This is a genomic window from Serratia sp. CY33525, assembly GCF_052169115.1.
GTDB classification, from domain to species: domain Bacteria; phylum Pseudomonadota; class Gammaproteobacteria; order Enterobacterales; family Enterobacteriaceae; genus Serratia; species Serratia sarumanii.
This window is the reverse complement of record NZ_JBJNLK010000001.1, coordinates 850,610-863,672: the sequence shown is the minus strand read 5'-3', so window position 1 is coordinate 863,672 and position 13,063 is coordinate 850,610. Positions and strand designations below refer to the sequence as shown.

Below are 13,063 nucleotides of genomic sequence, written 5' to 3'. Positions count from 1 at the left end.
TTATATGATGACTTTTCCCATGCCGTAAAAATGGCGTTGTCAGGGTGATTTTTTTTAGGATTAATCTTAATGACTTGATTTGGTTGGTTAACGATTTTAATGAAAAGGACACGATTTTTATAAAAGCAAGGAGCGCGCATGGACTATCGAAAAGATATTCTTTTACAGGTGTTAGAGTATATGGAGAAGAATATTATAGAGGGACTTTCCGTTGAGAAAGTGTCTATTATCTCGGGTTACTCTAAATGGCATTTACAGCGGCTGTTTAAACATTATTTTGGCATTACGTTAGGGACTTATATCAGAAACAGAAAACTGAGCCGATCCGCAATCTTGCTTAAACAACATCAAGGGAACATATTGGATGTCGCCTTGGCATCGGGCTTTGCCTCTCAGCAATGTTACACGCGGGCGTTTAAACGTTTCTTTGGCGAAACGCCCAATAGCTTTAGGAACAGCCGGGGATGGGATTTTTCCACCCAGATCCCACCGTATGGCATTGACAAGAAACCCTATTTTTATCACACGGTCATGCCGGATGATATCGAGCTGTTAAAGCAGTACAAGGCATTGATCTTCCACTCCATAAGGAAATACAGAGATGCCGGTGACATTACGCAGACTAATGAGAAATGGTTAAGCAAGCATGGGAAGGCTTATCGTGCGGAAAACAACAGAGCGGGAAAATGGCATTCAAACGGTAAGGAGCAAGAGGTTTTTCATTCTATCTTCAATTTCTACATACCCAGAGGGAAATATATTGTCATCCCCTTTATGGGTGAGTTGTCTGAGTACATTGATTTTTTTGCAGATATCTATGACGCCTATCTGCCGGCTATCAATGTCAAGGTGAGAGAAAGTTTTTTTATCGAACTATATAGACATGAGCATTTACACAGTCGCGTCGTCAATGTCGATATACTTATTCCTGTAGCGTAGCGTTGAGAAAAGGAAACATCATGAGTATAGAGAAATCCCCCGATTCGATGAATAAGCGTCATTATGCGCGCCGTATGCTACCTTTGACATTGTCTGTGTCTGGCGGAGCGAGCGTGGCCGGTTTAGCCAGGCAGGCCATTCAATTCGCGTTGGCATTAACTCTTTTCATGTTTTCAGGAAATGCGATGGCAAATAATCGGGAGCATCAGCAAATAGCGTTAGTCGGCACCTGGACCCATATTCCGGATGCGCCTGCGGTGCAGAAACCGGCGCACCCCAGTGAAGGCCTCTATCGTCTGGCGGTTAATGGCGACGGCACATTAACGCTGCTCGACGTGATTAAAATGAAAAGCCCGTCATGGATCGTAAAATCTCGCGATGGCCGTTTCGCCTATGTCACCAATGAGGAGAACGCGGGAACGGTCACTGCCTTGGCGATAGACAAAGACGGCGCCGTGCGGGTGCTGAATACGGTGAGCAGCGCGGGCCGGCAGCCGACGCATGCCACCCTCAGCCCGGATGGCAAGTTTCTGTTTGTCGCCAACTACTCCGTCGCCAAAGGCGGCGCGGGGGTGACGGTATTACCGATTGGCGGCGACGGCAAACTGGGGGAACGGGTGCAGCATTTTCCGTTCACGCCCGGCTCCGGCGTCGTGCAGGGGCGCCAGGAAGGGGGCCATGCGCACTCCACCACCTTCAGCCGCGATGGCCAATACCTGTACGCGGCGGATCTCGGCGGGGACAAGCTGCGCGCCTACCGCTATCGCTCGGACAACGCGCAGCCTTTGCAAGCGGATGCTTCGCGCGATGTCGCCTTCGCACCCGGCGCCGGCCCACGGCACATGGCGTTCTCGCCAGAAGGGGAATACGCCTACGTCATCACTGAAATGGCGAGTGAAATCGAGGTGTTTGCCGTCAGCGACCATCGATTGACGCGGCAAGGGAAGGTGAAACTGAACGGCGGGCAGGATTCAGCGGAGGCGAAAAGCGGTGGGGCAATAATCCTCAGCCCGAGCGGCAGATATCTTATTGCCACCAATCGCGGTGCCGATAACCACCTGCTGGTATTAAAAATTGGCGAGGATGGGCTGCCGGGCGCACCGACGCGCTATGAGGCCGGCGGCATTGAGCCGCGTGCGCTCGCTTTCGATGGCGGCGGCAACCACCTCTATGTGACGAATGTGTTTACCAATACCGTTATGTTGTTCGATTTCGATGATGAAAAGGGCGAGTTGCAGGCCAGAGGGCAGGCGACGACGGTTTCTACTCCGACGGATATTAAGTTTTTTAATTAATGCCAATCATAACGCTCGGGGGAAATCGAATCTGAACGGGGGAAAAGGGCGGATTGCGCGTGCAGATGACGGGGAATGGCTGGATGAGAAAGAATGGCGTCCCCGACTGGAATCGAACCAGTAACTAGCCCTTAGGAGGGGCTTGTTATATCCGTTTAACTACGGGGACGCTGCGGGCCGGCAACCGAAGCTGCCGGGGCATTATACCTTTTTTTACCCGCAGAATAAGCGCTTAGCGGCGCGTTTGCTCAATACCTCGCCAGTTCATGCCGAAATTTCCTCGGCTAACCGACGGCGATCACGGTTTTTCCCCGCCGTGGCGCCGTTTTTCCTCTTGCAGGCGCGCCGCCCGATTTTTGGCGCTCAAATCGTTGCGGATCTGCGCGTGGCTTATCAGCGCAAAGATAAAGGTGCCGCCGATGATGTTGCCCGCCAGCGTCGGCAGGGCGAACGGGTAAATGAATTCTTGCCATTCAATCGCGCCGTTGAACGCCAGATAGAGGATCTCGACCGAACCGACCACGATATGGGTCAGATCGCAAATCGCCACCAGGTAGGTCATCAGCACGATCACCCAGATTTTCGCCGCGCCGGCGGCCGGGAACATCCACACCATGGTGGCGATGATCCAGCCGGCCAGGATGCCGTTGGCGAACATTTCTCCCGGCGTATGGCGCATCACCTCTTCGCCCAGGCTGATGAAGGCGCCGCGCGTCTCGGCGTCGAACAGCGGCATATGGGTAAACGCCAGCGCCGCCAGCCCGGTGCCGATCAGGTTGCCGAGCAGCACCACGCCCCACAGGCGCAGCAGGATCAGCAGGTTGCGCGGCGTGGGTTTATGCATGATTGGCAATACCGCCGTGACGGTATTTTCGGTAAACAGCTGCTGGCGCGCCATGATGACAATGATGAAACCGAAGGTGTAGCCGAGGTTCTCGATGAAAAAGCGGCTGGGATCGTCCGGCAGGCGGGCGTGGAAAATGCCCTTTGCCGCCAGCGAGGCGCCCATCGACAGCCCGGCGGCGATCGCCGACCACAGCAATGCCAGCCAGTCGCGCTCCAGCTCTTTTTCGCCTTCCATCCGGATCTGTTCATGCACCGCCGCCGCACGCGAAGGCAGATTTTCTTCCCTGACTTCGATTTCGCGCTTGCCCTGTTCCTGTTCTTCGCTCTCTACCTGCATCGTCTCATCCGGCTCGTGCTCCTGGCGTCGCTGTTCGTTCATGCTGTCGCTCCTGCTTCATAAGGGTGAGTTCACGTCATTAAGCGTAGTTAAATGCGGCGAAATACAGAAAAAGGTAACAAGAGTTAAGATCCGCCGATTTTTTCCACGCATTCTTGATCCTGCTCGCCATATTGGCCCGTCGGCGCGCCCGCCGCGGGCTGCGTGCGGGGAAAGGCTTATGCTATGATTCGCTATCCCAAAGAAAAATATGAGTTCCCCGATGCTGGAAGCCAAAAGTCTGAGTTGCGTGCGCGATGAGCGCATCCTGTTTAGCGAGCTAAGCTTTTCAGTTCAGCCGGGCGATATCATTCAGGTAGAAGGGCCGAACGGCGCGGGCAAGACCAGTTTACTGCGCATTCTCGCCGGCCTGGCGCGGCCGGACGGCGGCGAGGTGTGCTGGCGCGGGCGCAACACGCTGCGCGATCGCGCGAATTACCAGCAAGATTTGCTGTTTATCGGCCATCAGCCCGGCATCAAAGCCGTATTGACGCCCTTCGAAAATCTGCAGTTTTATCAGGCGGTGCGCGGCGCGGCCGAGCATCAGGCCATCTGGCGCGCGCTGGAGCAGGTGGGGCTGGTGGGTTACGAAGATCTGCCGGTGGCGCAGCTTTCCGCCGGGCAGCAGCGGCGCGTGGCGCTGGCGCGGCTGTGGCTCAGCGCGGCGCCGCTGTGGATCCTCGATGAACCGCTGACGGCGATCGACAAACAGGGCGTGGCCGAGTTGATTAGCCTTTTTGAACAACATGCGCAGCGGGGCGGCATGGTATTGTTGACCACCCATCAGGATTTGGCCGGCGTCGGCCAAACGGTGGGCAAAGTTCGTTTGGCGGAACACGACGCGGGGAGTTTGTGATGTTTTTGACTCTGGTGCGCCGCGAACTGAAGATCGCCTGCCGTAAAGGCTCGGAGATCGTCAACCCGCTGTGGTTTTTCCTGATAGTGATCACGTTGTTCCCGTTGGGGATTGGCCCGGAGCCGCAGCTGCTGGCGCGCATTGCGCCGGGCATCGTGTGGGTGGCGGCGCTGCTGGCCTCGCTGCTGTCGCTGGAGCGGCTGTTTCGCGATGATTTCCTCGATGGCTCGCTGGAGCAGCTGTTGCTGCTGCCGACGCCGCTGCCGATGACGGTGCTGGGCAAAGTGTGTGCTCACTGGGTCGTGACGGGTCTGCCGCTGCTGATCCTGTCGCCGCTGGTGGCGCTGCTGCTGTCGCTCGATATGCAGACCTGGCTGGCGGTGGCGGGGACGCTGCTGCTCGGCACGCCGACGCTGAGCCTGATCGGCGCTATCGGTGTGGGGTTGACCGTCGGCCTGCGCAAAGGGGGCGTGCTGCTCAGCCTGCTGGTGCTGCCGCTGTATATTCCGGTGCTGATCTTCGCCACCGGGGCGATCGACGCCGCCTCGATGGGCATGCCGATCGACGGTTACCTGGCGATACTGGGCGCGATGCTGGCGGGCAGCGTGACATTGGCACCGTTTGCCACCGCGGCGGCGCTGCGAGTGAGCGTGCACTAGCTAACGTATTGAATGAACAGACGGGGCAAGGCCGAGAAGAGCGTACCCCGCAGAAGATTTTCGCCGTTTCGATCGCTCGGGGCGGCCGACGCATAAAAATTACCGTGAGCACTGACGACAATGTGGAAATGGTTACATCAACTGGCGCGGCCTGAACGGCTGTATCACGTCTGCGGCCGCTTTGTCCCCTGGCTGGGGCTGGCGGCGGCGGCTTGCCTGCTGCTTGGCTGGGCATGGGGCTTTGGTTTCGCGCCGAAGGATTATCAGCAGGGCGACAGCTTCCGCATCATTTATATTCACGTGCCGGCGGCCATGTGGTCGATGGGCATCTACGCCTCGATGGCGGTGGCTGCGTTTATCGGCCTGGTGTGGCAGATGAAAATGTCCGATACCGTGGTGGCGGCGATGGCGCCGATCGGCGCGGTGTTCACCTTTATCGCGCTGGTGACCGGCTCCGCCTGGGGCAAGCCGATGTGGGGCACCTGGTGGGTGTGGGATGCGCGTCTGACCTCCGAGCTGGTGCTGCTGTTCCTTTATATGGGCGTCATCGCGCTGTACAACGCCTTTGAAGACCGCCGTCTGGCGGGCCGCGCCGCCGGGATTCTGGTGCTGGTGGGCGTGGTGAATATCCCGATCATCCATTTTTCGGTCGAATGGTGGAATACGCTGCATCAGGGCTCGACCAATATGCAGCAATCTATCGCGCCCAGCATGCGCACCCCGCTGCGCTGGGCGATCCTCGGTTACCTGCTGCTGTTCGTCACGCTGACGCTGATGCGCCTGCGCAATCTGATCCTGTTCCAGGAGCGCCAGCGCCCGTGGGTCGCCGGGCTGGTGAATAAGGAGCGTCAGTCATGAACGCCGCATTCGATTCCTGGTCGGCGTTTTTCGCCATGGGCGGTTACGCCTTCTATGTTTGGCTGGCGGTCGCCGCCACGCTGATTTCGCTGTTGGGGCTGGTGGCGCACACCATCTGGCAACGGCGGCAGTTGCTCGCCGAGATCGGCCGCCGTCAGGCACGCGAGCGGCGCATTCGCCATGCGCAACAATCAAAACAAAAATCCGCCGCACCGCGGGAGAAATCATTGTGAATCCACGTCGTAAAAGCCGCCTTTATCTGGCGATCGTTGTGCTGATCGGCATCGCGCTGACCGCGACCCTGATGCTGTACGCGCTGCGCTCCAATATCGATCTGTTCTATACCCCGGGTGAGATCCTGCAGGGCAAGGGCGAAAATAATGAGAAGCCCGAGGTCGGCCAGCGGCTGCGCATCGGCGGCATGGTGATGCCCGGCTCGGTGAAACGCGATCCCAATACGCTGCAGGTCAGCTTCAAGATTTACGACGCGCGCGGCGCGATCGGCGTGACCTACACTGGCATTCTGCCGGACCTGTTCCGCGAAGGGCAGGGCGTGGTGGCGCAGGGCGTGCTGGGTGAGGGCAACGTGGTCAACGCGCGCGAGGTGCTGGCCAAACACGACGAGAAATACACCCCGCCGGAAGTGGCCGACGCGATGAAAGAGAACCACAAAGGCCCGGCGGAAGCGTATAACGCGCCGCAGGCGGAGGGCGCCAAGTCATGATGCCGGAACTGGGCAGTTTTCTGCTGTGCCTGGCGCTGGCGATCGCGCTGCTGCTGAGCATTTACCCGCAGTGGGGCGCGGCGCGGCAGGACAGCCGCATGATGGCGGTGGCCCGGCCGCTGACCTACGGCATGTTCGCCGCGATAGCGCTGGCGTTTCTGTGCCTGGTGCACGCCTTCGTGGTCAACGATTTTACCGTCGCCTACGTGGCCACCAACTCCAATACCCAACTGCCGGTGTATTACCGCATCGCCGCCACCTGGGGGGCGCATGAAGGTTCGCTGCTGCTGTGGGTGCTGCTGCTGAGCTGCTGGTCGCTGGCGGTGGCGTTGTGCAGTCGGGCGATGCCGCAGGATGCGGTGGCGCGGGTGCTGTCGGTGATGGGGATGATCACCGCCGGTTTCCTGCTGTTCATCATCATGACCTCCAATCCGTTCACCCGCACGCTGCCGAATTTCCCGATCGACGGCAGCGATCTCAACCCGCTGCTACAGGATATCGGCCTGATCTTCCACCCGCCGCTGCTGTATATGGGCTATGTCGGCTTCTCGGTCGCCTTCGCCTTCGCCATCGCCTCGCTGATGGCCGGCCGGCTCGACACCGCCTGGGCGCGCTGGTCGCGCCCGTGGACCACCGCCGCTTGGGTGTTTCTCACGCTGGGCATTGTGCTCGGATCGGCCTGGGCCTACTATGAGCTGGGCTGGGGCGGCTGGTGGTTCTGGGATCCGGTGGAAAACGCCTCCTTTATGCCGTGGTTGGCCGGCACTGCGCTGATGCATTCGCTGGCGGTGACCGAAAAACGCGGCACGTTCAAAGCCTGGACGGTGCTGCTGGCGATCACCGCCTTTTCGCTGTGCCTGCTGGGCACCTTCCTGGTGCGTTCCGGCGTGCTGGTCTCGGTGCACTCCTTCGCCTCCGATCCGGCGCGCGGCATGTTTATCCTCGCCTATCTGGTGATCGTGATCGGCGGTTCGCTGCTGCTGTACGCGGTCAAGGGCGGCCAGGTGCGCAGCCGGGTGCAGCACGAGACCTTCTCGCGCGAGACCTTCCTGCTGGGCAACAACGTGCTGCTGATCGCCGCCATGCTGGTGGTGCTGTTGGGCACGCTGCTGCCGCTGGTGCACAAACAGCTGGGGCTGGGCAGCATCTCGATCGGCGAGCCGTTCTTCAACACCATGTTCACCTGGCTGATGGCGCCGTTGGCGCTTCTGTTGGGCATCGGCCCGCTGGTGCGCTGGCGCCGCGATGAGCCGAGCAAGCTGTGGCGCCGCCTCGGCGTGGCGCTGTTGGCGACGCTGGCGCTGTCGATTCTGCTGCCGTGGCTGCTGCAGGACAGCATCGCCGGCATGACGGTGGTGGGCCTGATCATGGCGCTGTGGGTGATCATCCTGACGCTGATGGAGCTGCATGAGCGTGCCACCCACCGTCACGGTTTCTGGCGCGGGCTGCGCCAGCTGTCCCGCAGCCACTGGGGCATGGTGCTCGGCCACCTCGGCGTGGCGGTGACGGTGATCGGCATCGCCTTCAGCCAGAACTACAGCGTGGAGCGCGACGTGCGGATGAAGGCCGGCGACAGCGTGGATATCCACAACTATCACTTCGTGTTCCGCGACGTGCACGACATTCGCGGCCCGAACTACAGCGGCGGCGTCGGCATCATCGACGTCACGCGCAACGGCAAGCCGGAGGCGACGCTGCGCGCGGAGAAACGCTATTACAGCGTGGCGCGCAGCATGATGACCGAGGCGGCGATCGACGGCGGTTTCAGCCGCGATCTGTATGCGGCGCTGGGCGAAGAGCTGGAGGACGGTTCCTGGGCGGTGCGCCTGTATTACAAGCCCTTTGTGCGCTGGATCTGGTTCGGCGGCGTCTTTATGGCGATCGGCGGCCTGCTGTGCATCCTCGACCCGCGTTACCGCATGAGCAAAAAACTCAAGCGCGAAGGCAAGCTGGAGGCGCAACCATGAATCGTAAGCTGCTGTTTATCCCGTTGGTACTCTTCCTGCTGCTGGTGGCGGCGCTGATGGTGCAACTGACGCGCAACGCCGGCGGCGAAGATCCGACCATGCTGGAATCGGCGCTGATCGGCAAACCGGTGCCGACCTTCAGGCTGGAATCGCTGGATCAGCCCGGCAAAACCTACGATCAGGCGGTGCTGCGCGACGGCAAGCCGATATTGCTTAACGTCTGGGCCACCTGGTGCCCGACCTGCCGCGCGGAACACCAGTATCTCAATACGCTGGCGGCGCGCGGCGTGCGGGTGGTTGGCCTGAACTATAAAGACGATCGCGCCAAGGCGGTGACCTGGCTGAATTCCCTCGGCAATCCCTATGCCCTCAGCCTATACGACGGCGACGGCATGCTGGGGTTGGATCTCGGGGTCTACGGCGCGCCGGAGACCTTTCTCATCGACGGCCAGGGGATTATTCGCTATCGCCACGCCGGCGATATGAACGAGCGCGTCTGGCAGCAGGAAGTGCTGCCGCTGTATAAAAAGTACGGAGGTGAGGCATGAGGCTGATTGTCCTGCTGTGCGCCGCGCTGCTGAGCTGGAGCGCCGCCGCGGCGATCGATACCTATCGCTTCAACTCCGTCGAGCAGGAGCAGCAGTATCGCGAGTTGACCGAACAACTGCGTTGCCCGAAATGCCAAAACAACAGCATTGCCGATTCCAACGCCATCATCGCCGCCGACATGCGCACCAAGGTGTACGAGCTGATGATGCAGGGGCAAAGCAAGCAGCAGATCATTGATTACATGGTGGCGCGCTACGGCAATTTCGTCACCTACGAGCCGCCGGTAACGCCGGCGACGCTGATCTTGTGGATCGGCCCGCTGCTGTTCGTGCTGATCGGCGGGGCGGTGGTGATCCTGCGCGCCCGGCGCCGGCCTGGCGCGGCGGTGGACGATGCATTCTCCGAACGGGAACGGCAGCGCCTGGCGGCGCTGTTGCAAGAGACTGACAGGAAGAAACCCTAATGGCTTTTTGGCTGATTATTTGCGTGTTGCTGGCCGGCGCCGCCGCGTTGCTGGTGGTGCCGGCAATGCGCCACGGCAAGCAGAGCGCCGCCACGCGCGATGCGTTGAACAAGGCTTTTTATCAGGATCGTCTCAGCGAGCTGGAGCAGGACGAGCAGCAGGGCGTGGTGGCCGAGCGTCCGGAGCTGGTGAAAGAGCTGCAACAGAACCTGTTGAACGACATCCCGGCCGAGCAAGCGGCGCAGGCGAAACCGATCAATCGTTGGGCGCTGGTGCCGGGCGTGCTGTTATTGCTGGCGGTGACCGTTGGCTTTTATCTGAAAACCGGCGGATTGGCGCAGGTGCTGGACTGGCGTCTGGTGCAGGCGCAAATGCCGGAATTGCGCGAGCGCGTTGCCAATGAGCGCGCCAAACCGCTGAGCATGGAAGAGATCGCCCGCCTCGGGCTGGGGCTGCGCACCGCGCTGCAGCAGGACGATCGCAACATCAACGACTGGATGATGCTGGGGCGCGTCGGCATGGCGTTGAACAACGCCACCACCGCCACGCAGGCGTTTGCTCATGCTTATCAATTGGATCCGAATAGTCTGGAAGTGCGGCTCGGCTATGCCGAGGTCTTGACGCGCTCCAACGATCCGGAGGATAACAAGCAGGCGACGCAGCTGCTGCGGCGCATGATCGCGGAAAACCACGGCGATCCGCGGGTGCTGAGCCTGTTGGCGTTCAATGCCTTCGAACAGGGCGATTTCAAGCAGGCGATCGGCGCCTGGCAGGTGATGCTGCAGCTGCTGCCGGCCAACGATCCGCGCGCGGAAGTGATAAAGCGCAGCATTGCACAAGCAAAAGCCCAGGCAGGCGGAGAAAATGTTAAACTGAATGTGACCGTTTCGCTGTCACCGCAGGCGGCGAAAGCCTTGCCGCCGCAGGGGACGCTGGTCATTTCGGTCACTGACGGCGTCAGCCCGGTGCCGGTGGCGGTAAAACAATTGCCGCTGAGCCGTTTTCCGCTGTCTTTCTCACTGGATGACGGCAACGCCATGATGCCCGAGCGTCTGCTCTCGGCGCAGCATCAGGTGCAGGTGCGTGTGCGCCTCTCACAGGACGGATTGGCCACGCCGCAGCCGGGGGACTGGTTCGGCGAAAGCTCGCTGCAGACATTCAGCGGTAAAGAGCAGGTTAGCGTTCAGATAAACAAGCAGGTCACTGAAAAATAAGACCGAACGTGTTTTTATGGAGAAAAATATGAACTTTCGCCTGACTGGGGTGGCATTCGCAACGGTATTACTGGTGGGCTGTGCCAGCGCGCCAGACAACGATCCGCAAGGGCGTTCCGATCCTCTGGAAGGATTCAACCGGACGATGTTCGACTTCAACTACAACGTCCTGGATCCCTATATCCTGCGTCCGGTCGCGGTGGCCTGGCGTGACTACGTGCCGATGCCGGCGCGTAACGGCATCAGCAACTTCACCTCCAACCTGGAAGAGCCGGCCAGCATGGTCAACGCCTTCCTCAAGGGCGACCCTTACCGCGGGATGATTCACTTCAACCGCTTCTTCCTGAACACCCTGCTCGGGATGGGCGGCCTGATCGACGTGGCCGGCATGGCCAACCCGAAACTGGCGCGCGAAGAGCCGAACCGCTTCGGCAGCACGTTGGGGCATTACGATGTGGGTTACGGCCCGTACGTGATGCTGCCGGGCTACGGCAGCTTCACCCTGCGTGAAGACGGCGGCGACTTTGCGGATACGCTGTATCCGATGCTTAGCTACCTTACCTTCTGGATGTCGGCGGGCAAATGGGTGGTCGAGGGGATCGAAACCCGCGCCCAGCTGCTGGATTCCGACGGCCTGCTGCGCAACTCCTCCGATCCTTACATCATGGTGCGCGAAGCTTACTTCCAGCGCCACGACTTCATCGCCAACGGCGGCTCGCTCAAGCCGGAAGAGAACCCGAACGCCAAGGCGATTCAGGGCGAACTGGACGAGATCGACTCGCAGTAATCACGGGCGTCACGCCAATGAAAAACCCGCCGGCAGGCGGGTTTTTTATGCCGGCGGCACGCGGCAGGCAAAGAAAAAGCGCCCCGCGGGGCGCTTTGGCATCCATCTCAGGCGAGATTAGAAGCGGTAGTTGAAGTTGGCGCCATACAGCCAGGCTTTACCTTCAGAGTTGAAGGTGTAAGGGCCTTCTTTGATGGTGACTTTCTGGCCGTGCATGTAGGAAACGCCGACGTCGACCGACGCGTCTTTGTTGAACGCATAGGTGGTACCGGCACTCAGCCAGAAGCGATCCTGATCCGGAATGGAAATCGAACGGTTCTGTGCCGGCACTGGGCTGTCATCGAAGGCGATACCGGTACGGAAGGTCCAGTTGTCGTCGTAGAAGTAGGTGGTACCCAGCGCGATGCGGTAAGCGTCTTTGAAGCCTTCATGCTTCTCGAACAGCGTTTGGCCGTTGTTGCCGGTGGCTCTCAGCTCCTGGAACTGGCTCCAGCTGGTGTAGGCCAGGCTGTAGTGAATGGCCCACTGCGGCGCCACTTTGTTGTAACCAGACAGCTCCCACATTTCCGGCAGGTGCAGGCTCAGAGAACCCGGAATGGTGTTGCCGTTGGTGCCCCACGGAAGACCTTGAGAGGCCAGCAGCGGGTTGAAGGCTGAAGGCAGGCTGCTCTTGTAGTCACCGTCGAAGTCGATTTTCACTTCAGAGCGGTAGGTGAGGCCGTAACGGTTGTTTTCATCCACTTCGTACAGAATACCGGCGTTCCAACCGAAGCCCCATTCGTCGCCTTTCAGGTGCGAAATCTGGGTATCTGCCGGGATCTGCGAAACAGGGCCGGCTAGCTGCGGCGGTAATTGGCCGGAACCGGCGATGAGCTTCGGCAGTTCACCGGCGTAACGTTCCAGTTTGGCTTTGGCGTACACCGCATCGAAGCCCAGACCGAAGCTGAAGTGTTGATTCAGACGGTATGCGCCGCTGAGGTTCAGGTTGAGGGTGGTCAGATCGGTCTTGCCGCCGTAAGCGCCGGCGGTATAGCCGTCGTTGAATTCTGTCGCCAGACCGTAGTTGCTGGTGACCGAGCCGCCTAAGGCGAACTGATCGTTAATCGGGTGAACATAATGCAGGTTCGGCACCCAGGCGGTCGGCGCGATGTTTTTCGAATCCAAACTGGCGCCGGAAGGGGATTGACCGGTAATGTCAACGTCCGGGTCGATGAAGACCGCGCCGAAAGAAAGTTCCGGGCGGGTATACATCATCAGCAACGCCGGGTTGCGGCTTGCCGAGGCCGCCGTATCCGCCATGGCGCCTTCGCCAGAATACGAACGTCCTAAACCAGCTGATGAGAACTCATTCAGCTGGAATCCTGCGGCAGACACGTTTGAAGAGATAATTGCCACTGCAGCTGCGAGAGCTGATTTAGTCAATAGGTTTTTCTGGCTCATGACCAAAACCTCATTATGTGTTTATTATTTAAACTATTGTTACACGAGGTAACAAGGAGCGCGGGATTGTAGGGTCCGTTATCGTTCAGA

The 13,063-nt window shown here is 59.5% G+C and carries 14 protein-coding genes and 1 tRNA gene; 12 read left to right on the top strand and 3 right to left on the bottom strand.

The genetic code is table 11. The features are described 5' to 3' along the window. The first annotated feature begins 138 nt into the window (after window positions 1-138). The gene (locus ACJ8IM_RS04095) at window positions 139-939 is read left to right on the top strand and encodes a helix-turn-helix domain-containing protein (protein ID WP_033635401.1); all 801 of its coding nucleotides are present in this window, start codon (window positions 139-141) and stop codon (window positions 937-939) included. A 20-nt stretch (window positions 940-959) separates the two neighbouring features. Then, window positions 960-2,234, top strand: coding sequence for a lactonase family protein (locus tag ACJ8IM_RS04090; RefSeq protein WP_229601700.1), 1,275 nt, complete (start codon window positions 960-962; stop codon window positions 2,232-2,234). Window positions 2,235-2,328: 94 nt separating this feature from the next. On the opposite strand, the gene ACJ8IM_RS04085 is transcribed toward ACJ8IM_RS04090, so the two are convergent. Further along, window positions 2,329-2,403 (bottom strand) — tRNA-Arg (locus ACJ8IM_RS04085). A gap of 129 nt (window positions 2,404-2,532) precedes the next feature. Continuing rightward, complete coding sequence (locus tag ACJ8IM_RS04080) at window positions 2,533-3,459, bottom strand: formate/nitrite transporter family protein (RefSeq protein ID WP_033653720.1); 927 nt, start codon at window positions 3,457-3,459, stop codon at window positions 2,533-2,535. Window positions 3,460-3,679: 220 nt separating this feature from the next. Here ACJ8IM_RS04080 and ccmA point away from each other — a divergent pair, with 220 nt between their 5' ends. From ccmA to mlaA, 10 genes are all read left to right on the top strand, one after another. Then, the gene (ccmA, locus tag ACJ8IM_RS04075; protein WP_033653721.1) at window positions 3,680-4,312 is read left to right on the top strand and encodes a cytochrome c biogenesis heme-transporting ATPase CcmA; all 633 of its coding nucleotides are present in this window, start codon (window positions 3,680-3,682) and stop codon (window positions 4,310-4,312) included. Beyond that, window positions 4,312-4,971, top strand: a complete 660-nt coding sequence (gene ccmB / locus ACJ8IM_RS04070) for a heme exporter protein CcmB (RefSeq protein WP_025303731.1) — start codon at window positions 4,312-4,314, stop codon at window positions 4,969-4,971. The genes ccmA and ccmB overlap by 1 nt, the downstream gene beginning before the upstream one ends. Before the next feature lie 120 nt (window positions 4,972-5,091). Continuing rightward, window positions 5,092-5,829: a heme ABC transporter permease gene (locus tag ACJ8IM_RS04065; protein WP_033653722.1), complete on the top strand. Its 738-nt coding sequence runs from the start codon at window positions 5,092-5,094 to the stop codon at window positions 5,827-5,829. After that, a complete protein-coding gene (gene ccmD, locus ACJ8IM_RS04060) occupies window positions 5,826-6,062 on the top strand; it encodes a heme exporter protein CcmD (protein WP_033653723.1) in 237 nt (78 codons plus the stop codon). Before ACJ8IM_RS04065 ends, ccmD begins: the two co-directional genes overlap by 4 nt. Beyond that, window positions 6,059-6,553: a cytochrome c maturation protein CcmE gene (ccmE, locus tag ACJ8IM_RS04055; protein WP_033653724.1), complete on the top strand. Its 495-nt coding sequence runs from the start codon at window positions 6,059-6,061 to the stop codon at window positions 6,551-6,553. The genes ccmD and ccmE overlap by 4 nt, the downstream gene beginning before the upstream one ends. Continuing rightward, window positions 6,550-8,520 (top strand): heme lyase CcmF/NrfE family subunit, encoded by a 1,971-nt coding sequence (locus ACJ8IM_RS04050; protein ID WP_033653725.1) that lies wholly within the window; start codon window positions 6,550-6,552, stop codon window positions 8,518-8,520. Before ccmE ends, ACJ8IM_RS04050 begins: the two co-directional genes overlap by 4 nt. After that, window positions 8,517-9,068, top strand: coding sequence for a DsbE family thiol:disulfide interchange protein (locus ACJ8IM_RS04045; RefSeq protein ID WP_033653726.1), 552 nt, complete (start codon window positions 8,517-8,519; stop codon window positions 9,066-9,068). Before ACJ8IM_RS04050 ends, ACJ8IM_RS04045 begins: the two co-directional genes overlap by 4 nt. Then, window positions 9,065-9,532 (top strand): cytochrome c-type biogenesis protein, encoded by a 468-nt coding sequence (locus tag ACJ8IM_RS04040; protein ID WP_033635396.1) that lies wholly within the window; start codon window positions 9,065-9,067, stop codon window positions 9,530-9,532. Before ACJ8IM_RS04045 ends, ACJ8IM_RS04040 begins: the two co-directional genes overlap by 4 nt. Further along, window positions 9,532-10,746, top strand: coding sequence for a c-type cytochrome biogenesis protein CcmI (gene ccmI, locus ACJ8IM_RS04035; RefSeq protein ID WP_033653727.1), 1,215 nt, complete (start codon window positions 9,532-9,534; stop codon window positions 10,744-10,746). The genes ACJ8IM_RS04040 and ccmI overlap by 1 nt, the downstream gene beginning before the upstream one ends. Window positions 10,747-10,774: 28 nt before the next feature. Continuing rightward, window positions 10,775-11,533 (top strand): phospholipid-binding lipoprotein MlaA, encoded by a 759-nt coding sequence (gene mlaA / locus ACJ8IM_RS04030; RefSeq protein WP_033635394.1) that lies wholly within the window; start codon window positions 10,775-10,777, stop codon window positions 11,531-11,533. A gap of 117 nt (window positions 11,534-11,650) precedes the next feature. Here the strand turns inward: mlaA and fadL are convergent, their stop codons facing one another. Beyond that, window positions 11,651-12,973 (bottom strand): long-chain fatty acid transporter FadL, encoded by a 1,323-nt coding sequence (gene fadL, locus ACJ8IM_RS04025; RefSeq protein WP_033653728.1) that lies wholly within the window; start codon window positions 12,971-12,973, stop codon window positions 11,651-11,653. Window positions 12,974-13,063: the final 90 nt, after the last annotated feature.